A 22603-nucleotide genomic window follows, 5' to 3' on the forward strand; every position below is an offset into this window, starting at 1 on the left:
CGCTATTACCAGCAGCCTGCGTAATTCCCCACAAACAATCCATCATTAAATTTCACAATTACAATAATTTCGTAACCTTTAAACAATATTTAAAAGTTGTTACCGTTCCCCCGCAGCTTTTTTCACCTGCAATTTCCACGCATCAAGCACTTTTACACTAAGGCATAAATTATGAAAAAAATGACTGCCATGCTCTTTTCTCTGGCCGTGGGGCTTAACACCGTCTCAATGGCGGCGAAAGCTGACGCACCAAAAGAGCAGGAAACGGACGTCCTTTTAATTGGTGGCGGTATCATGAGCGCCACGCTGGGAACCTATCTGCAGGAACTGCAGCCTGACTGGTCAATGACCATGGTCGAACGCCTCGATGGCGTGGCACAGGAGAGCTCGAACGGCTGGAACAACGCCGGCACGGGACATTCGGCACTCATGGAACTGAACTATACGCCGCAGAAAAAGGACGGTTCCATTAGTATCGAGAAGGCGGTAGAGATCAACGAAGCATTCCAGATTTCACGCCAGTTCTGGTCTCACCAGGTCAACAGCGGTGTGATGCATGACCCGCACTCCTTCATTAACACCGTGCCGCATATGAGCTTTGTGTGGGGCGAGCAGAACGTCAACTTCCTGCGCGCGCGTTACGCTGCTCTGCAGCAGAGCACGCTGTTCCGCGGTATGAAATACTCTGAAGACCACGCTCAGATCAAAGAGTGGGCCCCGCTGGTTATGGAAGGTCGTGACCCGAACCAGAAAGTAGCGGCAACCCGTACTGAAATTGGTACTGACGTTAACTACGGTGAAATTACCCGCCAGCTGGTGACGTCTCTGAAGAAAAAAGAGAACTTCAATCTGCAACTCAGCACCGAAGTGCGTGGCTTTAAGCGCAACGCGGATAACAGCTGGAGCGTGACCGTTGCTGACCTGAAAAACAACGAAGCCGAGCACGTCATCAAGGCGAAGTTTGTCTTTATTGGTGCGGGTGGCGCGGCGCTGAAACTGCTGCAGGAATCCGGTATTCCTGAAGCTGACGATTATGCCGGTTTCCCGGTCGGCGGCCAGTTCCTGGTGTCCGAAAACCCGGAAGTGGTGAATCGCCATCTGGCGAAAGTGTACGGTCAGGCTTCTGTTGGTGCGCCGCCAATGTCAGTTCCGCACATCGACACCCGTATGCTTGATGGTAAACGCGTGGTGCTGTTCGGGCCGTTCGCGACCTTCTCCACTAAGTTCCTGAAAAACGGCTCCCTGTGGGATCTGCTCAGTGCAACCACCACCTCTAACGTTAAGCCAATGATGGATGTGGGGCTGGATAACTTCGACCTGGTGAAATACCTGATTAGCCAGGTGATGCTCTCTGACGACGATCGTTTCGAAGCGCTGAAAGAGTACTACCCGGAGGCGAAGAAAGAAGACTGGCGTCTGTGGCAGGCGGGTCAGCGTGTGCAGATCATCAAGCGCGACCCGAAAGAGGGTGGTGTGCTGCGCCTGGGTACTGAAGTGGTGAGTGATAAGGATGGCACAATTGCTGCGCTGCTGGGGGCATCACCAGGTGCATCTACCGCTGCGCCAATCATGCTGCACCTGATGGAAAAAGTGTTTAAAGATAAAGTGTCCAGCCCGGAATGGCAGGCTAAGCTGAAAACCATTATTCCATCCTACGGTACAAAGCTGAACGGTAACGTGGAGGCAACGGAGCAGGAGCTGGAATACACCAGCCGTGTACTGCAACTGCAATACGTCAAGCCGCAGGCTGCTGATGCTGCGCCAAAAGCGGAGCTTAAACCTCAGGCGGAAAACAAACCGGTTGCGGATATCGCGCTGTAAATAAAAAAACCGGGTGGCGCTAACGCTTACCCGGCCTACGTTCGACGTTGTTTTATAGGTCGGGTAAGGCGAAGCCGTCACCCGACTTTTTTCAACGTGCTACCGCTTGTCCGACATTCTCATCTGCCTTCCAGACGCGATACTTCACTTCCACGTTGTCCGGTGTATAGATCACGATTGGCAGCTTGCTGTTGTAGCGCAGCAGACTTTTGTCACCCAGATACGCCGTCACAAATTTCTTCTCTTTCTTGCCATCCGGGCAGGCCATCATGGTAGAGACCGGAGAGGTGACTTTGTCGAAGACATAATAGTCATAACCCCAGCCTTCAAGCGTTTTACTTTCCAGTTGACCACCCAGACGGTGCTGGTTGCAATCCACTTCCAGCGTTTTGCCAATTAACAGCTCCACTTTGAAATTTGCTTCATCCTGCTGAGCCGGTAATTGAATCACCTGGCGCTTCATCCCTTTGTCCGCTTTCGGATATGGGGCAACTTTTTCCAGCGGCTGCTCTTTTGGGGGTTCGCTGGCAAAAGCGCTGGTGCTGACGCACGCGGCGGCGATCAGAGCGATGGCAAATTTAGGTGCGTTTTTCATTGTCATTCCTTTATGTCAAAACGATCCTGAACAGATTAGCATAGCGCTCATGAATGATTGGCTTGATTTACTTACATTTTCAATATTCTTAGTGATATAAACTTTATTTTTGCTGTTTTAATGGTCGTTTGTACTGGTGTGGAGTCTGGTGATAGTTCGTGTTATTTTAAGGGCCCTATAATGTTATTCATCTGTAAAGGGAAGTGAGATGGTTCGTGCAAAACTTAAAACACCTGAAGGCCGTAAGTTCCTCCTGGCGCTACTGGTAGTGTTTATGATTGCTGCCGCGTGCGTTGGGCGGGCAACCATTGTTGGCGTTATCGAACAGTACAACATCCCCCTCTCAGCCTGGACGACCAGCATGTATGTCCTGCAATCAGCGATGATCTTTGTCTACAGCCTGGTGTTCACCGTGCTGCTGGCCATCCCGCTGGGTATTTTCTTCCTGGGTGGACGCGAAAAGCACTAAGCCTTCATGAGCCAGCCTCAGGGTTGGCTTTTTTATGATCCCTTAATTCCCCCTCAGGTTTTTTAATCCGCCATATCCTATTCTGTAAACATTCAGGCAACTGTTTTTAAAGCAGGAGTCGCGCATGCTTTCCAGATTTCCAGTACTCAGCCAGATCCCAAAAGGTGTCTGGGTTGTGGGGGGCGTCAGTATGCTGATGGACATCTCTTCAGAGAGTATTCACAGCCTGCTCCCTCTTTTTATGATGACCACACTCGGGACCAGCGTGCTATTCATCGGTCTGATTGAAGGGCTGGCGGAGGCAACCGCTCTCTTTATTAAGGTCTTTTCGGGGGCGATAAGCGATTATCTTGGTCAGCGCAAAGGTCTGGCACTGTTGGGATATGGCCTGGGCGCGTTAAGCAAACCCCTTTTCGCTTTGGCTTCTTCTTCAGGTATGGTTTTAGGTGCACGTCTGATGGACCGAACGGGGAAGGGGATCCGGGGTGCACCACGTGACGCACTGGTTGCAGACGTCACACCACCGGAAATGCGTGGTGCGGCATATGGCCTGCGTCAGTCGATGGATACCACAGGAGCCTTTCTCGGACCATTACTGGCGGTGAGTTTGATGTTATTGCTGGACAATGACTTTCGCACCGTTTTCTGGATAGCGCTCATCCCCGGCCTGCTTTCAGTTGCACTGCTTTATTTTGGTCTGCAGGAACCGAAAACCCCTGTCGAGCACAAACGTACTAGCCCCATTAAAAGAGCGAATTTAAAGCGCCTGGGGAAAGCGTGCTGGTGGGTGATTGGCCTTGGCGCGGTGTTTACTCTGGCCCGATTCAGCGAGGCTTTTCTTGTGCTTCGCGCGCAACAGTCGGGTGTTCCCCTGGCTTTTATTCCGCTGGTGATGGTGGTAATGAACGTTCTCTATTCACTCTCGGCCTATCCCTTTGGCAAACTTTCTGATGGCATGAGCCACACCCGACTGCTGCAGTGGGGGTTAATGGTGTTGATTAGCGCAGATGTCGTTCTGGCGCTGAGTAGCCACTGGATCGGTATTATTCTCGGTGTCGCATTGTGGGGCGTTCATATGGGAATGACTCAAGGGCTGCTGGCGGCAATGGTTGCTAAAACCGCTCCGGCCGATCTGCGAGGTACGGCTTTTGGTATTTTTAGCCTGGTCAGTGGCGTGGGATTGTTAATCGCCAGCGTGAGCGCCGGAGCGATCTGGGAAATGTTTGGCGCACAATACACGTTTTATGCCGGGGCGGTAATTTGTCTGGTTACGCTGGCGTATCTGCATAAAACACCGGGCGAGGCGCAATAAAAAAACAGCTATCAGGTGCTGACACTACCACCAGGAAGATAAAAGGGAAATCAGGCCGAAGAAATCAAAATACTCTTTAAAACAATGCTGGTCACCTTAGGTGACTGGCATTAGGCTCGATGCCCCTTTATTTACTTTTCTTAATTGCCAATCATTTAACGTTTAAGCTGTTGGGCGTTCGTTCCATGCGTCTGTATATTGGATGTTCCCATCTTTATAAAGCCAGGTGATTTTTTCATAACGTAGTTGCACATTTTCCATGTGACCAGTACCGGGGCAATCTCTTGTGTCGTGCATTACTGGAGTGATGGAAATAACTTTTACTCTTTCCATTTTTATATTGAAATATTCAACTTCCTGACCTGCATCGTTGATATGGTAAAACTTAAATTCAGCGCTTTGCAGTGTCTGACCAGTGGCAACGGCTTTGTAAAGGTAGGGGGATGCAGAATCAATTGCTTTAGTCAGGCTGAAAGCGGAATGTTTACGAGTTCCGGTTAGCTTACCTGTTGCCCCGTCCGTTGGGATGCAGAGATTATGAATCAGATCCCTAAGCTCAATACTTCCTTCACGGCCTTCAACATCTGAACCACCACGGATCATAGCTCCGCCGTCATCTTTCAAAAATAGGTGAACTGGTACAGCCATTTATCTAACTCCTTTAGTCTCGCGTGCCGTTGGCTATGAGGTTGATAACGGGTATCACAGCGATCCCGTCTGTGTAGAACAAATCTGAATTTGTGAAGTTATAAATTTTCCCGTTTACTTTCAGGTTTACAGTGTTTCCGTAACCTGTGGCCGTATATGAGTTGGTTTTTGCTTCCATGAATGGAGTCCGTTTTTTAAGTGCCTCCATAACATCGGAATCGCCTTCATCTTTATCAAGATAGAAGCGGTAAAAATCCGACACAGTGGCGTTACCTTCATCGTACTTTGTGACGTACAACCAAACGCTATCAGATAGCTTTTGCTTACTCACAAAAACATCTTTCGGTGGGAGATTGAACCAATATTGATATACACAATAACCACCAACTATCAGGAGTAGGGCGGCTGTCAGCATACAGTGAAGGGTTTTAATAACCGATCTTTCTTGCATAATCGATACCTTGTCTTATCCAGAACTGATCATGTGGGTCATCACCGTGTGGTGCTTGCTGATACCAATGACCCCATTCCTTTCGGCTAGTTCCTGCATGTTCCTGAGCAAATCCAGCACCCATTAAAAGAATTTCGGCAGGTATCCCGGCAGCATAACCAATAGCCCCATAGTGAAAGTTACCAAAATTTTCTAGTTCAGGGTGATGTTGCTTATAATCCCACGGCCCACGATTTCTAACCTGATAGTAAAACCATTTATAAGTCATTGGGTTAGCCATATCTCTGGACATGCCGTGAGCGCGAGCAATGCGCATATGGTCTAAAACTAACCCTATTCCCTGTTGAGGGAGGAAAGGTATAACAGCCATGTTAACCCTTTAATTTATAAGTGATTAACAATCATACGCTTAATACAATCAGAAAGTGGAGATAATATGTCTTGAAAAATTCTTAAAAATCAGAGCGTTTTAAGTAAAGGCAATCGATTATTTTAGATTTTCTACAGTGCGTAGCCCCTGAAATTTTCGACACATAGCGCAACCTGATAGCAAAGGCGGTCTTTGGTCACCGTCTTATGAATGAAGTGAATGCTCGAATTAAATAATCTGGTGCTATATGTGTGGGATGTGAGACCTCTTTACTCCGTTTTACCTGCCGTTCTGGTCTCTCGTGAACTACTTACGGACTAGCAACATTATCTCGACTGTCATCAATTCAACTGTCGGGCGATTGAAACTTCATGTGGCTGGGCCGTTATTAACATCAGCTTGAATTCAGAAAGAAGGGATAGGTTGCTGGTAAACATGGACGGAAGAAACCAGTTATGTAGCATGTAAATATCGGTTTTTTCCCCCATTATTCCCCCACACAAAATTTAGCCATAAAAAAACCAGCCATAAGCGGCTGGTTTTCAATATGTTTTTGGTCGGCACGAGAGGATTTGAACCTCCGACCCCCGACACCCCATGACGGTGCGCTACCAGGCTGCGCTACGTGCCGACGCATGAAAAGAATACTACTCGATTCCGTTTTGAATGCAAGGGAATCTGTCGCTAACTGGTTTATTATTAATCAGTTAGCGATGAAGCGCTTCTCATCCGTCAGGACCTGCAGCAGCAGGCTTAACTGCGGCTTCTGGTCTTTCAACCGTTCGCCCTGCAGGTTATACGTCTGATAATTTCCGTTGCTGTTCAGCACCAGCGTCAGCTTAGGCGTGGTCACCACCAGGGTGTTATTCCCGGCAGCCGTGACCCAGCTATGGCGGCGCGCAGCACTGAAGAGATCCTGCCCCTGCGAATATTCGTTCGCTGGCGTGCTGACATGCAGCAGGCGTTGCATCAGCGTGGTCATCACGTCTTTATGCTCGGTGAGCGTAGTAATGCGCTGAGCCGGCGTGCCTGGCCAGTGGATCACCAGCGGAACCTGCAGATTCGGACGAGACCAGCTCATACTCTTCGTCTCATCACCTAACGGCACGCCATGACCCGCTGTCACGATCACTACGGTGTTGTCCAGCTTGCCTGACTCACGTAGCGCGTCAAGCACGCGGCCTATTTGTGAATCAACGTCACTGGCCGCGCGACTGTAGCGGCGCGTAAAGCCATTCTGGTTACTGTCGTTGAGCGTGGTACCGTTAAACGCAACCCATGAGAACCAACGGTTATCTTCCTGGGCGTAGCGTTGCAGCCAGTTTATCCATTGGCTGGCGGTCTGCGCATCGGACTGATTTTGTGCCGCCGGCAGTGAGAAATCAGACAACAGCGCCTGGCGGTAAAGCGGGCTGTTAAAGCCATCAGAGGAGAACAACCCTAACTGATACCCTTGCTGATTCAGCCCGGTGATCAGTGCCGCAGGCGTACGGGCAGACAGCACGCCGTCCATGTATCCAGCTGAGATGCCATAGAACAGCCCAAAGATACCCGCATCTGTAGAATTACCAGAGCTCATATGCTGGGTGAACGTGACGTTTTTACTCGCGAAATCGGCCAGCGCAGGCATCTGCTTCTCATAACGGGAATAGTTCAGGCCATCGACCGTGATCAGCAAGACGTTTTGCCCGCGACCCATATCGCGATAACGCAGATCGCTCAGAGGATACTGAACGCTGACCGCCTCCGGATTACCCTGTTCGATCAGACGGCGCTGGTACTCCTGCGCATCAAGCAGACCGTGTTTTTCGAGGAAACGACGGGCGGTCATAGGATACGAGAGCGGCAGGTTAGCGCGCTGCATGGTAATAGGGCGATAGAAGTTCGCATCCGCCCAGATATACATGATATGCGAACTGATGAATGAGACAAAAAAGAGTGTGGCGACGGGTTTGGCGTAATGCCGCCGCCGGGTCAGGCTGCGAAGTTTTTGCCAGCTCCAGGTAGCAAACAGCATCTCAATCAGCAGAATGACCGGAACGCTGATAAACATCAGTTGCCAGTCACGGGCCGTCTCGTTTTGGTCGGGGTTAATCACCAGTTCCCAGACGATAGGGTTGAGATGGAGGTGGAAGCGGGTGAACACTTCACTGTCGATAATCAACAGCGTCATCCCTGCTGTTGCAAGGATGGTCGACAAGAATCGCATCAAACGCTGCGACATGACGATAAACGTCAGAGGGAACAGGATCAGCAGATAGGTGGCGAAAACCAAAAAGCTAAAATGACCCACAACACTTATCCAGGAGTAGATACGCCCGGTTAGCGTTGTCGGCCAGTCCGCGACAAACAGATAACGACAGCCAATCACCGTCGCTAACAGAATGTTGAACAGGGCAAACCAGTGCCCCCAGCTGACCATCTGGGAGACTTTTTCACGGTAGCGCTGACGATTCGTCACCATAAACTGTTGTTCGTATCCCTTAATGGGCCTGGTCGTTGCTGACGGATGACTGTAAAGCCTGGGCGAAAGATTTGGCGATCGCCTGACGCTGAGCCGGAGCAACGCTGGTATTGATAAGGTTGGTGACCATATTTCCCAAAACCATCAGGGAGAGATCGGTCGGCGTTTTATGTTTTTCCAGTACGTTAACCAGCTCACTGAGCAGCTGTTCAACGTGTTCATCACTGTAGCGGGAATGTTGTGGCATAAATCAAAATCAGTTTGTTGATGAAAGGGCAACATATTACCGTAGCAACAGCTTTTTTTCCCCTTTTTTATCTGTTGTTGCACACATGCCCTGGTGGTGGTTGAATACCGCCCGGTCTAAAAGGAGAGTTTATCATGAGTCTGGAAATCAACCAGATTGCCTTGCACCAGCTTATCAAGCGTGATGAGCAAACCCTTGAAGTGGTGCTGCGCGATTCGTTACTGGAACCCACGCCTACCGTTGTAGAGATGATGGCAGAGTTACACCGTGTCTACAGCGCAAAAAATAAAGCCTATGGCCTGTTCAGTGAAGAGAGCGAACTGGCTGATAGCCTGCGTCTGCAACGTCAGGGCGAAGAAGATTTTCTGGCGTTCAGCCGCGCCGCGACCGGACGTCTGCGCGACGAACTGGCGAAATATCCGTTTGCTGACGGGGGGATCGTTCTGTTCTGCCATTACCGCTATCTGGCGGTAGAGTATCTTCTGGTGACGGTGCTGAATAACTTAAGCAGCATGCGCGTGAACGAGCAACTGGATATTAGCTCGACACATTATCTGGATATCAACCACGCGGATATTGTGGCACGCATTGATTTGACCGAGTGGGAAACCAACCCGGAGTCGACCCGCTACCTGACTTTCCTGAAGGGACGTGTAGGCCGCAAAGTGGCGGATTTCTTTATGGACTTCCTCGGCGCCAGCGAAGGGCTGAACGCCAAAGCGCAGAACAAAGGTTTGCTCCAGGCGGTTGATGACTTCACGGCAGAAGCACAGCTCGATAAATCTGAGCGCCAGAACGTGCGTCAGCAAGTCTATAGCTACTGTAACGAGCAGCTGCAGGCGGGGGAAGAGATTGAACTGGAGTCGCTGTCAAAAGAGCTGGCGGGCGTCAGCGAAGTCAGCTTCCAGGAATTCACCGCGGATAAAGGCTATGAGCTTGAAGAGAGTTTCCCGGCAGATCGCAGTACGTTGCGTCAGTTAACCAAGTTTGCCGGCAGCGGCGGCGGGTTAACCATTAACTTTGATGCGATGTTGCTGGGAGAACGCATTTTCTGGGATCCGGCCACCGATACGCTGACCATTAAAGGAACGCCGCCGAACTTGCGCGATCAGCTTCAGCGTCGTACTTCAGGCGGTAAATAGCAGGCACAAAAAACCCCGCAGAAGCGGGGTTTTTCTCGACGAGTTTGCGATTACGCGCGAACGAAGTCGATGTGAGTCAGTTTTGGCTTGAACGCGTGACGCTGAACAGCCTGAACTTTCACTTTTTCTTCTTTACCGCCAACAACGATGGTCAGAACTTCGCTGTAGAATTCAGCTTTGGTCTGCAGGTTCCACAGTTTGTCGTGATCCAGTTCGATTGCAACTGGAGCAGCTTCGCCACCGTAAACGATAGCCGGGAACTTGTTAGCGTTACGCAGGCGGCGGCTCGCACCCTTACCCTGCACGTTACGTACTTCTGCTTCGATAGTAAACATTGATTTCTCTCTGTATTTAAAACCCTACTACAGGCGACCCAGCAGCAGGTGAGTGTTCTGCCTCACGGATGTGAAGCGGGCGGCATTTTATACTCAAATGCTCCTCACATCAATGAAAAGTCCGGTTAACCGCGCAATTCGTTGGCGCGACGAAAGCGACCTTCATAATCAAAGACCTTCTCACGGACCTGCCAGAACTGGCCTTTCTTGCGAGCAACAACAAAATCCGGATGGCGCAGTAACGCCTGCTGGTGCACGATATCAGCCACGGTTATCCAGCGCAGAGGAACGCCTGGCGTACGGGTGTGCGGGCGAATAAAGAGTTGCTCGAAGGCCGTGCGTTGAGCGGGAGTTTGTACCCTGAAGCGCTCACTGACGTCCGCCCCGTCCTCATCGTAGTAAGTGATTTTTAACCACTCGCCTTTTTCATCCGCACCGGGCTGTAGTGCCATGCCTGAGCAGCGGAGTACCAGTGCATCTTTTAACTTCAGTGCCGCTTTTAACATGTCGTCAGGATCGACCAGTACCGTGTCACATTCCCGGCAGCGGCGTGCGGCAATGTCATTTTCGGCGTTGCATTGTGGGCAGTTCTTGAAGCGGAAACGGAAATCGCACTGCTCGCGATGCCCTTCGTCATCTTCAAACCAGCCCTGACAGCGGCGGCCAAAATGCTCAATTAGCGTACCGTCGGCGGTGGTTTTACCCCAGAAAGTATTGGCAAAACCGCAGGCAGGACAAAAGACCTGTACCGGCACATTGTCGCTTTTTCCTTTTGGTGTGCCCACTTCCGGGGAGTAGAGATCGTGAGGGTTACCGGCGTAATCGAGGATCAGGCAGTCGGTTTTACCGGGGGCCAGACGCAGGCCACGGCCGACGATCTGTTGATACAGACTGACCGATTCGGTCGGACGTAAAATAGCGATCAGATCGACATGTGGGGCGTCAAAGCCGGTGGTTAATACCGACACGTTAATCAGATAACGAAACTGCTGGGCTTTAAAGGCGTCAATCAGGCTGTCGCGTTCCGGGCCTGGGGTCTCGCCAGTAATTAATGCCGCGTCGTCAGGGGGCAGTAACCCGGTAATTTCTCGCGCGTGTTCAACGGTGGCAGCAAAGATCATCACCCCTTTACGTGTCGCGGCGAACTCCTCGATCTGGCTAATGATGTGCGGCGTAATGCGCTTTTGTTTTTTCAGTTCATGATTGAGGTCAGCCTCGCTGAATAGCCCGTTACTCTGCGCCTGTAACCGGCTGAAATCGTACTGTACCACGGGCATATCCAGCCGTTCAGGCGGCGTCAGGTAACCGTGTTTAATCATGTAGCGCAGCGGAAGTTCATAGATACAGTCCCTGAACAGCGCTTTTTCATCACCACGCACCATACCGTGATAATGAAAGCGATAGATCCAGCCTTTACCCAGACGAAACGGTGTGGCGGTCAGGCCGAGCAGACGTAAGTGAGGATTCACCTCTTTCAGGTGTGTCAGGATTTGCTGATACTGGCTGTCGTCGTCATCGCTGATACGGTGACACTCGTCAACAATCAGCAGCGAAAATTCACTGCGAAACAGGTCAAGGTTGCGAGCTACCGACTGCACGCTGCCAAAGACCACTTTACCGTGGCTCTCTTTACGCTTTAGCCCGGCGGCGAATATGTCGGCTTCCAGTCCAAGGGCGCAATATTTGGCATGGTTCTGCGCGACCAGTTCTTTAACGTGCGCCAGGACCAGCACGCGGCCACGGGCCAGACGTGCCAGTTCGGCGATGACCAGGCTCTTGCCTGCGCCAGTCGGAAGCACAATCGCCGCGGGTTCACGGTGTTTACGGAACCAGGCGAGGGTGGCATCGACGGCTTCCTGCTGATAGGGGCGAAGTGTAAAAGTCATGGGGGCTCGGTTTCATTATTCCGCACATAGTATGCCACGAAACTTTTTCCCTTGAGTGGCGCAACCAGACCATTATACTGAACCGTTCCAGACTGCTTCTTTTTCGGACGTACTGTTCGACTTCCAGCACCATTAAGGCTAAAAAGATTTCATGCGACTTGATAAGTTTATCGCTCAGCAACTCGGCGTAAGCCGCGCTATTGCCGGGCGTGAAATTCGCGCCAGCCGCGTTACCGTGGACGGCGACATTGTGAGAGACAGCGCTTTCAAACTGCAACCTGACCATCAGGTTGAGTATGACGGCAATCCGCTGACCCAGCAGCATGGCCCACGCTATTTCATGCTCAATAAGCCGGAAGGCTATGTCTGTTCAACGGACGATCCGGACCACCCGACAGTGCTCTATTTCCTCGACGAACCGGTTGCGCACAAGCTGCATGCCGCTGGTCGCCTGGATATCGACACCACCGGCCTGGTACTGATGACTGACGACGGGCAGTGGTCGCACCGTATTACCTCTCCGCGCCATCATTGCGAGAAAACCTATCTGGTGACGCTGGAGTCTCCGGTGGCGGATGACACGGCAGAGCAATTCGCCAAAGGCGTTCAACTGCATAATGAGAAAGATCTCACCAAACCTGCTGTACTTGAGGTGATCACCCCGACCGAAGTTCGCCTGACCATCAGCGAAGGGCGATATCATCAGGTAAAACGGATGTTTGCTGCAGTGGGGAACCACGTTGTCGGCTTGCATCGTGAGCGGATTGGTGCGATTGAACTCGATCACGACCTGGCGCCAGGCGAATACCGCCCGTTAACGGAAGAAGAGATCGCCAGCGTCGGTCTGCCTTCGCATTAATCTCAGGAGAACTCTGTGACCACCAGGCCACACTCATCGTTCAAAATTGTCTTCATTCTTGGCCTGCTGGCCATGTTGATGCCGCTGTCTATCGATATGTATCTGCCTGCGCTGCCGGTTATTGCCGCGCAGTTTGGTGTACCAGCAGGCAGCGCGCAGATGACACTCAGCACCTATATACTCGGCTTTGCCCTGGGACAGCTGTTTTATGGCCCGATGGCGGATAGCCTGGGACGCAAGCCTGTTATTCTGGGTGGGACGTTGGTCTTTGCGGCCGCGGCAGTTGCCTGTGCGCTGGCGCAGACCATCGATCATCTGATTATCATGCGCTTCTTCCACGGTCTGGCGGCTGCAGCGGCAAGTGTGGTGATTAACGCTCTGATGCGCGATATCTACCCGAAAGAAGAGTTCTCCCGCATGATGTCGTTCGTGATGCTGGTGACGACGATTGCACCTCTGGTGGCCCCGATGGCGGGTGGTGCGGTGCTGGTGTGGTTTAGCTGGCATGCGATTTTCTGGATCCTGGCGCTGGCCGCGCTGCTGGCCTCCGCGATGATTTTCTTCTTTATTGATGAAACGCTTCCCGTCGAGCGCCGTCAGAAATTTCACATCCGCACCACAATAGGCAACTTCGCCTCACTGTTTCGCCACAAGCGTGTGCTGAGTTATATGCTGGCGAGTGGGTTCAGCTTCGCCGGGATGTTCTCCTTCCTGAGCGCCGGGCCGTTTGTTTATATCGAACTGAACCATGTTTCACCGCAGCACTTCGGCTATTACTTTGCGCTTAACATCGTCTTCCTGTTCATCATGACTATCATCAACAGTCGTTTTGTCCGGCGGGTGGGGGCACTGAACATGTTCCGTGCCGGGCTGTGGATCCAGTTTGTGATGGCTATCTGGCTGGTGGTTAGTGCGGTTATGGGCGTGGGCTTCTGGGCGCTGGTGGTGGGTGTGGCGGCCTTTGTCGGCTGCGTGTCGATGGTATCGTCGAATGCGATGGCGGTGATCCTTGATGAATTCCCGCATATGGCGGGAACGGCATCGTCACTGGCAGGAACCTTCCGCTTTGGTATTGGGGCGATTGTCGGGGCGTTGCTTTCTATGGCTACCTTTACGACGGCCTGGCCAATGTTGTGGGCGATGGCTTTTTGCGCAACCAGCTCCATACTCTTCTATCTTTACGCAAGTCGGCCGCGAAAAGCGGCTCACTAAAGCACAGAGAAGGCCCGACAGGGCCTTTTTTGTTGATGCATATCAACCAAACTCACGTTCACACACCCGGTGTTTGTTTCTTTTATGTAAAATCTATTTATGTAAAAAGTCACATCATTGTATTCAAAAAGGTTGAGTTAGATCGCAGAAACGGGTACATATAGCGCCGACGCAAGCCTGGATACCTATAAAAAAGCGCTGAATAGTGCAGGTTAGCGATGATGTGTTACTATAAATGTAAATAAATTGTGAAGTAAATTTTGCTTCCGGGGATCGAACGTGAATACATTACAACTCTCCATTGTCCATCGCTTGCCCCAGAGCTATCGCTGGTCAGCGGGTTTTGCAGGTTCGAAAGTTGAACCGATTCCGCAAAGTGCCGCGGGCTGCGATAATTGTCTGGTTGCGCTCAAACTGCTCAGCCCGAGCGACGAAGACGCATGGCCGGTTATGGAACGCTTAAGCCAGGCGTTGACGGATATCGAAGTAGACAGCTCTGTACTGGAGTGCGAAGGTGAGCCGTGCCTGTTTGTTAAAAGTCAGGATGAATTTGCCGCGACCTGCCGCCTGAAAAATTTTGGCGTTGCTATTGCGGAGCCTTTCTCTGGCCAGTATCCATTCTGAGCGCTAGTCTGCTGACAGCAGCTGGCGCGTGTAGCTCTGCGTTGGCGCAGTAAATACGCGCTGGCACTCCCCCTGTTCGACCACTTCTCCCTGTCGCAACACAATCACCTGATGGCATAGCGCCCGAACCACCTGTAAATCATGGCTGATAAAGATATAGGCCAGCCGATGTTTTTCCTGTAACCCTTTGAGCAGTTTCAGGATCTGCGCCTGGACGGTTCTGTCCAGAGAGGAGGTCGGTTCATCCAGAATAATCAGTTCCGGTTTCAGGATCAGCGCACGGGCAATGGCGATACGCTGACGCTGCCCACCAGAGAATTCTGCCGGATAGCGGTGACGGGTCTCGGGATCTAAACCGACTTCGGCCATCACCCGCATAACCTCCTGTTCCCGCTGTTGGCCATTCAGGCTGGGCTGATGAACACGCAGACCCTCTTCAACGATCTGTAACACGCTGAGCCGTGGGTTAAGCGAGGAGTTGGGATCCTGAAATACCACCTGCATACGAGGGCGTACCGGAAGCATCTGGCGTCGGTTCCAGAGATGCAGTGGCATGTTGTCAAAGAGGATCTCGCCCTGAGAAGAGATTAAGCGCAGCAGCGCCAGGCCAGTGGTGCTTTTACCCGAACCGGATTCACCTACCAGTCCCAGAGATTCCCCCGGACGCAGAGAGAAGCGGATATTTTTCAACACCGGATTCTGGTCGACGACGCGCCGCAGAATACCTTTGCGAATGGGAAACGAGACGGACAAATCGTCAACACGCAACAGCGGTACGCTGTCAGCTGGCAGCGGAACCGGGTCGCCAGAGGGTTCACTGTCGAGCAGGCGCTGGGTATACGGGTGTTGTGGCGCGTTTAACAGCGTGGACGCGACATTCTGCTCGACACATCGCCCGTTTTGCATCACCGCAACGCAGTCGGCCAACTTTTTCACGATACTCAGGTTGTGCGTGATAAACAGCAAACTCATGTTCAGCTCGTCACGCAACTCGCGCAGCAGCGTCAAAATTTGCGCCTGCACCGTCACGTCCAGCGCCGTTGTAGGTTCATCGGCAATCAACAGTTCTGGTCGCGTGAGCAGGGCCATGGCGATCATCACACGCTGACGTTCACCGCCGGAAAGCTGATGCGGAAAATCATTCAGCCGTTTGGCTGCATTGCGTATGCCTGTTCGTTCGAGACAGTCCAGAATTTCCCCGCGCGCGGCTTCTTTACGCATCCCCCGGTGCAGGGACAGGACTTCATAGAGCTGTTTTTCCAGGGTGTGAAGGGGGTTAAGAGAAACCATCGGTTCCTGGAAAATCATGGCAATCTTATTACCGCGGATTGCGCGCAGCGTGTGTTCGTCAGCGTGCAACAGCGAGCTGCCGTGAAACAGAATGTCTCCTTGCGGGTAGCTCACGGGCGGAGACGGCAGCAGACGCAGGATGGAGAGCGCTGAGACGCTCTTGCCTGAACCTGACTCACCCACCAGCGCCAGCGTTTCACCGCGCTGGATCTGGAGTGACAAGTCGGTGACGACGGTGCGCATCTCACCCTGTGTTGAAAAAGCAATCGACAGGTTATCAATACTGAGAAGGGGCTGCGTCATCTTATACCGCCTTGTTAGGATCGAAGGCATCGCGCACGGCTTCGCCAATAAAAATCAGTAGCGAAAGCAGCACGGCCACAGACAGGAAGGCGGTAATACCCAGCCAGGGCGCCTGCAGGTTGTTCTTGCCCTGTAACAGCAACTCGCCGAGCGACGGGGAACCCAGTGGTAACCCGAAGCCAAGAAAATCCAGCGAGGTAAGAGTGGTGATGGAACTACACAGAATAAAAGGCAGGAAGGTAAGCGTGGCCACCACAGCGTTAGGCAGCATATGGCGGAAAATAATCCCGCGGTCGCTCACGCCCAGCGCCTGCGCGGCGCGAATATAGTCGAAGTTGCGGGTGCGCAGAAATTCCGCCCGCACGACACCCACCAGCGCCATCCAGCCGAAGAGTACGGTGATACCTAACAGCCACCAGAAGTTTGGCTGTACCACACTCGAAAGCAGGATGATCAGAAACAGTGTCGGCATGCCTGACCAGACTTCAATAACACGCTGGCCCCACAGGTCTATTTTTCCACCGTAATAGCCCTGAACCGCGCCGGCCACGACCCCCATCACACTGGAAAACAGTGTCAGCATAAGTCCAAACAGAAGCGATATCCGTGTGCCATAAAGGATGCGCGCCAGGACATCGCCACCATTGGCATCCGTTCCCAGCCAGTTTTGTGCAGAGGGTGGGGAAGGGAAGGGCGTTGTGGTGGCGAAGTTAATGCTGTTTGCGCCAAAACGCACCGGTGCCCAGATAGCCCAGCCATGTTGCTCAATTTGCTGGCGAAGCCACGGGTCCTGATACTCCGCAGGTGTTGCAAACGGGCCACCAAAATCGCTTTCACTGTAATTAGCGAGAACCGGTACATACCAGCGGTCGTTAAAATGCACCAGCAAAGGCTTGTCGTTGGCAATCAACTCAGAGCACATGCTTAAAATAAACAACACGGCAAATATCCACAGTGACCAGTAGCCGCGGCGGTTGTGGCGAAAACGGGCCCAGCGGGCCTGGTTTACGGGGCTTAAACGCGACATTAGCGGCCCTCAAAATCAATTCGGGGATCAACCAGCGTATAGCTGATATCACTGATGATATTCAGCAGCAGGCCAATCAGGGTGAAAATGTAGAGTGTGCCAAACATCACCGGATAATCGCGCGAGACGGTGGCTTCATAGCCCAACAGGCCCAACCCGTTGAGTGAGAACATCACCTCGATCAGCAGTGAACCGGTAAAAAACATACTGATGAACGTGGCGGGAAATCCGGCAATCACCAGTAGCATGGCGTTGCGGAATACGTGTTTCCACATAATCTGCTTCTCACTCACGCCTTTGGCGCGGGCCGTGACGACGTACTGTTTTCGAATTTCATCAAGAAAGGCGTTTTTGGTCAGCATGGTCAGAGCCGCAAACCCACCAATAACCGTTGCCAGAACCGGTAGTGTGATATGCCAGAGATAGTCGGTGATTTTCTGGTACCACGGCAGGGTACTGAAATCGGCGGAGACTAACCCTCGCAGCGGAAAGATATCGAAATAACTCCCCCCGGCAAAAAAAACAATCAGCAGGACGGCAAACAGAAACGCCGGGATGGCATAACCGATGATGATGAACGTGCTACTCCAGATATCGAAACGGCTGCCGTTATAAACGGCTTTACGGATCCCGAGCGGAATCGAGACCAGGTAGATAATCAACGTTCCCCATAACCCCAGCGTGATTGACACTGGCAGGCTTTGCTTAATCAACGATAAGACTGATGCACTGCGAAACAGGCTATCGCCGAAATCAAAGCGAATATAGTCCCAGAGCATTTTGAAATAGCGCTCGTGAATGGGTTTGTCAAAGCCATAGCGGTGGGTGATCTCGGCGATCACTTCAGGATCCAGCCCACGCCCACCGCGATAATGACTTTCACTGATATTCCCTACACCGGTTCGCGCATGGCTCGCGCCCATTCCTTCACCACCACCGCCGGGCATGCCGCCGCTATTACCAAACTCGATGGCGGCAATAGCCTGATCAACCGGGCCGCCAGGCGCGATTTGCACGATAAAAAAGTTAATCGTGATGATGGCCCACAGGGTCGGGATGACCAGCAGCAGACGGCGGATAAGATAGGCACCCATGATGATTCCTTATCGTCGCTCAGCGGGGAGTCTGGCGGCTTTGTTGACGTCATACCACCAGGTATCGAAGCCCAGTGAATAGACAGGGCGTACGGAAGGCACGGAGAACTTGTCCCAGCGAGCAAGACGATCTTCACCCATATACCACATCGGAAGCATGTAGTAGTTCCAGGTTAAGACCCTGTCGAGCGCCCGCCCGAGCGGCAGGAGTTTTTCTTTATCACCCTGCGCCGCCACTATTTTCGCAATCAGTGCATCAATCGCCGGGCTTTTTACCCCTGGGGCATTATATGAGGAGTCGATGTAGCTGGAGGCCCATGAAATTTGCAGATCGGAACTTGGCCACGGCTGTGCGGACCACAAGCGCTGCATCATGTCGTAATCGCGGCTGCGCATGCGATTGGTAATCTGCGCGTTATCAACCTGGCGAATGTTCATGGTTACGCCCAGCCGCTCAAGGTTGTGCTTAAACGGCAGCACCCACTGATCGTTGCCCCCGGACGAAAGCAGCAGCTCAAAGCTGAGAGGCTTACCCGTTTTGGCATCAACACGCTTTTGATTCTTCAGGGGCCAGCCCGCGTCGTCCAGTAGCTTGCTGGCTTTCAGCAGGTTGGCGCGGTCGTAGCCGTCACCGTTCGACACGGGCGGCTGAAACACCGAGGTGAACACTTCCGCGGGTACTTCTGCTTTCAGCGGTGCCAGCAGGACCAGTTCGTCGGCTTTCGGGTAGTCACGCGCGGCATATTCCGTGTTCTGGAAATAACTGTTCGCACGGCTGTAGGCACCGTAAAACAGCGCTTTGTTCATCCACTCAAAATCAAAGGCCAGGGAAATCGCTTCCCGTACCCGGCGGTCATTAAATACCGGACGCTGAATATTAAATGCTAGCCAGCGCGTGTCCTGGGCGGATTCATTTTTGTGTTCATCTTTAACGATGTAACCTTTCGCGAAATTTTTCCCTATATACCGTGTGGCCCAGTTTTTGGCGCTGCTCTCAACGCGCAGATCGAAGGCACCGGCTTTGAATGCTTCAAATGCTACGTTATCGTCGAGGTAGTAATCATAACGAAGGGTGTCGAAATTCCAGCGCCCGCGGTTTACTGGCAGATTTGCCGCCCAGTAGTCTTTGACACGAGAATAGACCACATATTGCCCCATTCGCCAGTCGGTGATGCGGTAGGGACCGCCTGCCAGAGGGGGAGTCGAGAGCGGGTCACTCAGTTTGTGATCTTTCCAGAACGATTGAGGCATAACAGGCAGCGAGAACAAGCTGAGCATGTTCTCTTTGTTCGGTTCGCTCAACGCAATGCGCACGGTAAGCGGCGCGATGGCGCTGACTGACGCGCCTTTATATACAATGCGGAACTGGGGAACGCCTTCGGTCATAAACTTGTGAAAGGTGAACGCGACGTCACTGGCCTTAACCGGTGAACCATCGTGAAAACGTGCCCGAGGGTTTATCGAGATTTCAGCCCATGCAAAGTTATCCGCGTAACGCACGTTATCGGCAATCAGCGGATAGTAGCTGCCGGGCTCATCATCAGACGTGACAAAAAGCGTATCGTAAAGCGATTCCGTTCGTGCTGCCGCCACGCCACGCAGGGCGTAGCGGTTGAAGTTGTCGAACGTGCCCGTGGCGGAAAGTGTTACCTTCCCGCCTTTGGGGGCGGCCGGGTTGACGTAATCGAAGTGTGTAAAATTGACCGCGTATTTCGGCTCGCCAATCACCGCGAATGCGATGTTTTCTTTGATGGTTTGCGCCTGACTGGGCAGGCTCATGAATACCAACAACAGCAACATGAAACGCATAAACATCTCGCGGCGGCTCCCTCTTTTACATACCGGCTCAGTTAAGCTGAATAATAAGTGACGCCACAGGTAATGTGAAATTATTCACCGCCGGAGGACACGTCAGGCCGCCATTTGCGAAATTGATCCAGGGGCATCGGGCGGCTAATCCAGTATCCCTGCAGGAAATTGACGCCATGTTCGCGTAGCCATGCAGCCTGTTCCGGCGTTTCAACACCCTCCGCGACGGTCGACATATTCAGGCGTCTGGCCAGTGTCAGCACAGCATCAAGCACTGGTGAGGTGACGGTTTCTGTACCAATCGCGTTAACGAAACCCCGGTCGATTTTGAGATAGTCCATGGTGAAATGCTCAAGGTAAATCAGCGCACTATGGCCTGTACCAAAATCATCAATGGCTATTTCAAACCCTTCATTGTGTAACCATTCAAAAAGATTGTTGGCTTCCCGGTGGTTAAGCATGTCGCGCTCGGTGATTTCCAGCACGATCTGGAAGTGATCTGGCGGCAGTAACGCTTTGAAGGTGAGCATATCGTCTTTGAAGCTTTCCGCATGCAGATGCCCTGGCGCAATGTTGATGCCCAGTTTTGCGCCCGGTGGCAGCACGGTCTGTAACGCTGGTGCATCGCGAATGATGAGATCAAAAAGATGCAGCGTCAGCGGAACGATCAACTTCTGTGCTTCGGCAAAATTGATAAAGGCGTCAGGCGGAATTTCACCCATGGTCGGGTGTTTCCAGCGCATCAGCACCTCGACGCCGCGCATTTTCAGCTCTTTTGCGTCCACAACAGGTTGATAGACCACGTAGAACTGACCGCGCTTAATGGCGCTTAAAATTTCTTTGCCCGGATTCAGCCGTATGCTGAGGATATAGTAGTTGAGCGATCCGGCGGCAATACCGCATACCAACCCAAAGAACAGGGCAAAAAGGATGTCATCGCTGGTCCAGGCGTCCGCATACAGTTTAATGGTCAGGGGGACGTCTTTCAGCGTGGCGATGCGGCTCGGCGCTTCACCTAAATCAAGCGCTTTGACCAGCTTGCTGGACATCGTCGTTAGCGCATAATCGCCAATGATAATGGCTATGCCTGCGAACTGGTCCTGGCGTGCTGTGTAGAGCAGATAAGGTGCCAGATTGATATTCACCGAGGTGAACACACCGCCATCTTTTACTAACGGGTTTCGGTACCAGATGGCAATCGCGGGCTTGTTGGGCAGCATGGGAGTGCCCGGAAGCAACGCCATATCGATCTGCTTATTGATGTGCAGCTCGGGTATCAGCTCCTCCATCGGGACATTCATCGGGCCTGTGGCGGAAGAGCAGAACGCGATTTTGTCCCTGACCAGCAGGAAGGCGCGCACGTTGAGGCTAAAGGCTGCGCGTGAGGTCAGTTCTGCATTGACGTCATGGCAATTGTTCAACGTGAGCGGCTGGAGGATGTCGATAGAGGTTTTTAACTCTCCAAAATAGCTCTCCATATAGAGGCTAATATCTTTGATCAGGGTGTCGAATTTAACGTCCCGCTTGTGGTAGCTCCAGAAAAATTGCAATGACCCCAGGAGCAGGGCAGTGATCAGGCCGGTGATAATACTGAGGATCAGTATCTTGCGATTACTGGAGAAGTAGCGGGTGAACATAGACGTTGTGGTTCCTGAATTGCCGCTGAATGTATTCAGTGTAACGGGCAAAAAAAAACACCGCCGAAGCAGTGCTTTTTTTCATCATATCGCCAGCCAAGGGATAACCAACGATACAATTTCCATATTAACTGCGGGTCAGTACGCGGCGCGCTTCGTTGTAGCGTTTTTTCCAGTACGGTTCGTTCATGCTGGAAATGGTCACACCGCTGCTGGTGGAAGCATGTACAAACTGGTCATTACCAATGTAGATGCCAACATGTCGACCTGTAGAACCTGCGCGGAACAGAACTAAGTCACCGGTGCGCAGTTTGGTACGCGAAATCGACTTGCCCATCTCCTGCTGTTCGTACGTCGAACGCGGAAGATCTAACCCGAATTGCTCACGGAAAGTACGCTGTACAAAACCGGAACAATCAATACCTGTTTTAGTGCTGCCGCCAAGACGGTAACGCACGCCTTTCCAGTCAGCATACTGGTCCATAATGCGGGACTTCACGTCCAGATTACGTACCATATTTTCAAATTCATCCTGAGAGGCTTGCAGTGACGAGGAATCTTCCATTCCCACAACACGCGTCTCAGGATGCATATTCTTTGCGGTGTTCGATGTACTACATGCAGATAACAGTACCGCGACTGCTATCGCCGGGATCCCCCGTAAGATATATCTCAGAAACGGTTGAGATTTGACCATTTTGTTTATTTTCCCTTGAAGTCCTTAACGACAAATATCGTTATAAAAATGCCAAACGTGACGAGACTAATTATCTGTTCACATTGAGACAATTCTTTCTGCTCACATTTGTGGCACAGCGCACAAAATTATGCGCCAGCGAAATAATTATCTCTATGGGGCAAAACGAGTTCGAGATTAACCGATTGCCTGGGGTATTGCGAGTAAAAAAAGCCTTTTTTTTATAAGAAATTGGGTAATGACTCCAACTTATTGATAGTGTTTTATGTTCAGATAATGCCCGATGACTTTGTCATGCAGCTCCACCGATT

General features: G+C 51.9%; 22 protein-coding genes, 1 tRNA gene and 1 pseudogene. 7 read left to right on the top strand and 17 right to left on the bottom strand.

Going from position 1 to position 22603, the window contains the following annotated elements; translation table 11 throughout:
• Positions 1-171 precede the first annotated feature (171 nt).
• On the top strand, positions 172-1821 hold the full coding sequence (mqo, locus tag V6E55_RS10015) for a malate dehydrogenase (quinone) (protein WP_128347405.1): 1650 nt from the start codon (positions 172-174) through the stop codon (positions 1819-1821).
• A 91-nt stretch (positions 1822-1912) separates the two neighbouring features.
• Here mqo and eco read toward each other — a convergent pair whose 3' ends face one another.
• Complete coding sequence (gene eco / locus V6E55_RS10020) at positions 1913-2416, bottom strand: serine protease inhibitor ecotin (protein ID WP_316942738.1); 504 nt, start codon at positions 2414-2416, stop codon at positions 1913-1915.
• A 208-nt stretch (positions 2417-2624) separates the two neighbouring features.
• Here eco and V6E55_RS10025 point away from each other — a divergent pair, with 208 nt between their 5' ends.
• Together V6E55_RS10025 and V6E55_RS10030 are read left to right on the top strand one after the other, a co-directional pair.
• A complete protein-coding gene (locus tag V6E55_RS10025; protein ID WP_008500962.1) occupies positions 2625-2885 on the top strand; it encodes a DUF2534 family protein in 261 nt (86 codons plus the stop codon).
• Positions 2886-3009: 124 nt separating this feature from the next.
• The gene (locus V6E55_RS10030; RefSeq protein WP_316942739.1) at positions 3010-4197 is read left to right on the top strand and encodes an MFS transporter; all 1188 of its coding nucleotides are present in this window, start codon (positions 3010-3012) and stop codon (positions 4195-4197) included.
• Positions 4198-4359: 162 nt separating this feature from the next.
• Here V6E55_RS10030 and V6E55_RS10035 read toward each other — a convergent pair whose 3' ends face one another.
• The 7 genes and pseudogenes from V6E55_RS10035 to V6E55_RS10065 form a co-directional block, all read right to left on the bottom strand.
• On the bottom strand, positions 4360-4845 hold the full coding sequence (locus tag V6E55_RS10035; protein WP_114977683.1) for an Hcp family type VI secretion system effector: 486 nt from the start codon (positions 4843-4845) through the stop codon (positions 4360-4362).
• 13 nt (positions 4846-4858) lie between these two features.
• Positions 4859-5296 (bottom strand): hypothetical protein, encoded by a 438-nt coding sequence (locus tag V6E55_RS10040; RefSeq protein WP_236919708.1) that lies wholly within the window; start codon positions 5294-5296, stop codon positions 4859-4861.
• A complete protein-coding gene (locus V6E55_RS10045; protein WP_114977685.1) occupies positions 5274-5666 on the bottom strand; it encodes a polymorphic toxin type 44 domain-containing protein in 393 nt (130 codons plus the stop codon). The genes V6E55_RS10040 and V6E55_RS10045 overlap by 23 nt, the downstream gene beginning before the upstream one ends.
• A 211-nt stretch (positions 5667-5877) precedes the next feature.
• Positions 5878-6012 (bottom strand): annotated as a pseudogene (locus tag V6E55_RS10050) (recombinase); the annotation flags it as partial.
• A 208-nt stretch (positions 6013-6220) separates the two neighbouring features.
• A tRNA-Pro gene (locus tag V6E55_RS10055) sits at positions 6221-6297 on the bottom strand.
• A gap of 72 nt (positions 6298-6369) precedes the next feature.
• Entirely contained in the window at positions 6370-8130 is a 1761-nt protein-coding gene (gene yejM / locus V6E55_RS10060; RefSeq protein ID WP_114977686.1) for an LPS biosynthesis-modulating metalloenzyme YejM, read from the bottom strand.
• Between the two features lie 19 nt (positions 8131-8149).
• On the bottom strand, positions 8150-8377 hold the full coding sequence (locus tag V6E55_RS10065; RefSeq protein ID WP_014884596.1) for a YejL family protein: 228 nt from the start codon (positions 8375-8377) through the stop codon (positions 8150-8152).
• 134 nt (positions 8378-8511) lie between these two features.
• Here V6E55_RS10065 and yejK point away from each other — a divergent pair, with 134 nt between their 5' ends.
• On the top strand, positions 8512-9519 hold the full coding sequence (yejK, locus tag V6E55_RS10070; protein ID WP_028016284.1) for a nucleoid-associated protein YejK: 1008 nt from the start codon (positions 8512-8514) through the stop codon (positions 9517-9519).
• A 50-nt stretch (positions 9520-9569) separates the two neighbouring features.
• On the opposite strand, the gene rplY is transcribed toward yejK, so the two are convergent.
• Positions 9570-9854 carry a 50S ribosomal protein L25 gene (gene rplY / locus V6E55_RS10075; protein ID WP_023312497.1) on the bottom strand — a complete coding sequence of 95 codons (285 nt, stop codon included), beginning with the start codon at positions 9852-9854 and terminating at the stop codon, positions 9570-9572.
• Between the two features lie 125 nt (positions 9855-9979).
• Complete coding sequence (locus V6E55_RS10080; RefSeq protein ID WP_316942741.1) at positions 9980-11740, bottom strand: DEAD/DEAH box helicase; 1761 nt, start codon at positions 11738-11740, stop codon at positions 9980-9982.
• A gap of 151 nt (positions 11741-11891) precedes the next feature.
• On the opposite strand from V6E55_RS10080, the gene rsuA reads away from it, so the two are divergent.
• The 3 genes from rsuA (at position 11892) to V6E55_RS10095 (ending at position 14435) form a co-directional block, all read left to right on the top strand.
• Positions 11892-12599 carry a 16S rRNA pseudouridine(516) synthase RsuA gene (rsuA, locus tag V6E55_RS10085; RefSeq protein ID WP_028016286.1) on the top strand — a complete coding sequence of 236 codons (708 nt, stop codon included), beginning with the start codon at positions 11892-11894 and terminating at the stop codon, positions 12597-12599.
• Between the two features lie 15 nt (positions 12600-12614).
• A complete protein-coding gene (locus V6E55_RS10090) occupies positions 12615-13811 on the top strand; it encodes a Bcr/CflA family multidrug efflux MFS transporter (RefSeq protein ID WP_236919711.1) in 1197 nt (398 codons plus the stop codon).
• 279 nt (positions 13812-14090) lie between these two features.
• Entirely contained in the window at positions 14091-14435 is a 345-nt protein-coding gene (locus tag V6E55_RS10095) for a YejG family protein (protein WP_114977689.1), read from the top strand.
• Between the two features lie 3 nt (positions 14436-14438).
• Here the strand turns inward: V6E55_RS10095 and yejF are convergent, their stop codons facing one another.
• The 7 genes from yejF to V6E55_RS25815 form a co-directional block, all read right to left on the bottom strand.
• Entirely contained in the window at positions 14439-16028 is a 1590-nt protein-coding gene (gene yejF / locus V6E55_RS10100; RefSeq protein ID WP_316942742.1) for a microcin C ABC transporter ATP-binding protein YejF, read from the bottom strand.
• 1 nt (position 16029) lies between these two features.
• The gene (locus tag V6E55_RS10105) at positions 16030-17055 is read right to left on the bottom strand and encodes an ABC transporter permease (RefSeq protein ID WP_028016290.1); all 1026 of its coding nucleotides are present in this window, start codon (positions 17053-17055) and stop codon (positions 16030-16032) included.
• Positions 17055-18149 carry a microcin C ABC transporter permease YejB gene (locus V6E55_RS10110; RefSeq protein ID WP_114977692.1) on the bottom strand — a complete coding sequence of 365 codons (1095 nt, stop codon included), beginning with the start codon at positions 18147-18149 and terminating at the stop codon, positions 17055-17057. The genes V6E55_RS10105 and V6E55_RS10110 overlap by 1 nt, the downstream gene beginning before the upstream one ends.
• 9 nt (positions 18150-18158) lie before the next feature.
• Complete coding sequence (locus tag V6E55_RS10115) at positions 18159-19964, bottom strand: extracellular solute-binding protein (RefSeq protein ID WP_129995346.1); 1806 nt, start codon at positions 19962-19964, stop codon at positions 18159-18161.
• 74 nt (positions 19965-20038) lie between these two features.
• Entirely contained in the window at positions 20039-21595 is a 1557-nt protein-coding gene (locus V6E55_RS10120) for a cyclic di-GMP phosphodiesterase (RefSeq protein WP_316942743.1), read from the bottom strand.
• Between the two features lie 127 nt (positions 21596-21722).
• Complete coding sequence (mepS, locus tag V6E55_RS10125) at positions 21723-22292, bottom strand: bifunctional murein DD-endopeptidase/murein LD-carboxypeptidase (RefSeq protein ID WP_008500946.1); 570 nt, start codon at positions 22290-22292, stop codon at positions 21723-21725.
• A 249-nt stretch (positions 22293-22541) separates the two neighbouring features.
• Positions 22542-22603: IS1 family transposase (locus V6E55_RS25815; protein WP_071528444.1), on the bottom strand; the 62-nt coding region annotated here is incomplete at its 5' end.

It is taken from the genome of Enterobacter sp. 342, from assembly GCF_036663495.1.
Lineage (GTDB): Bacteria > Pseudomonadota > Gammaproteobacteria > Enterobacterales > Enterobacteriaceae > Enterobacter.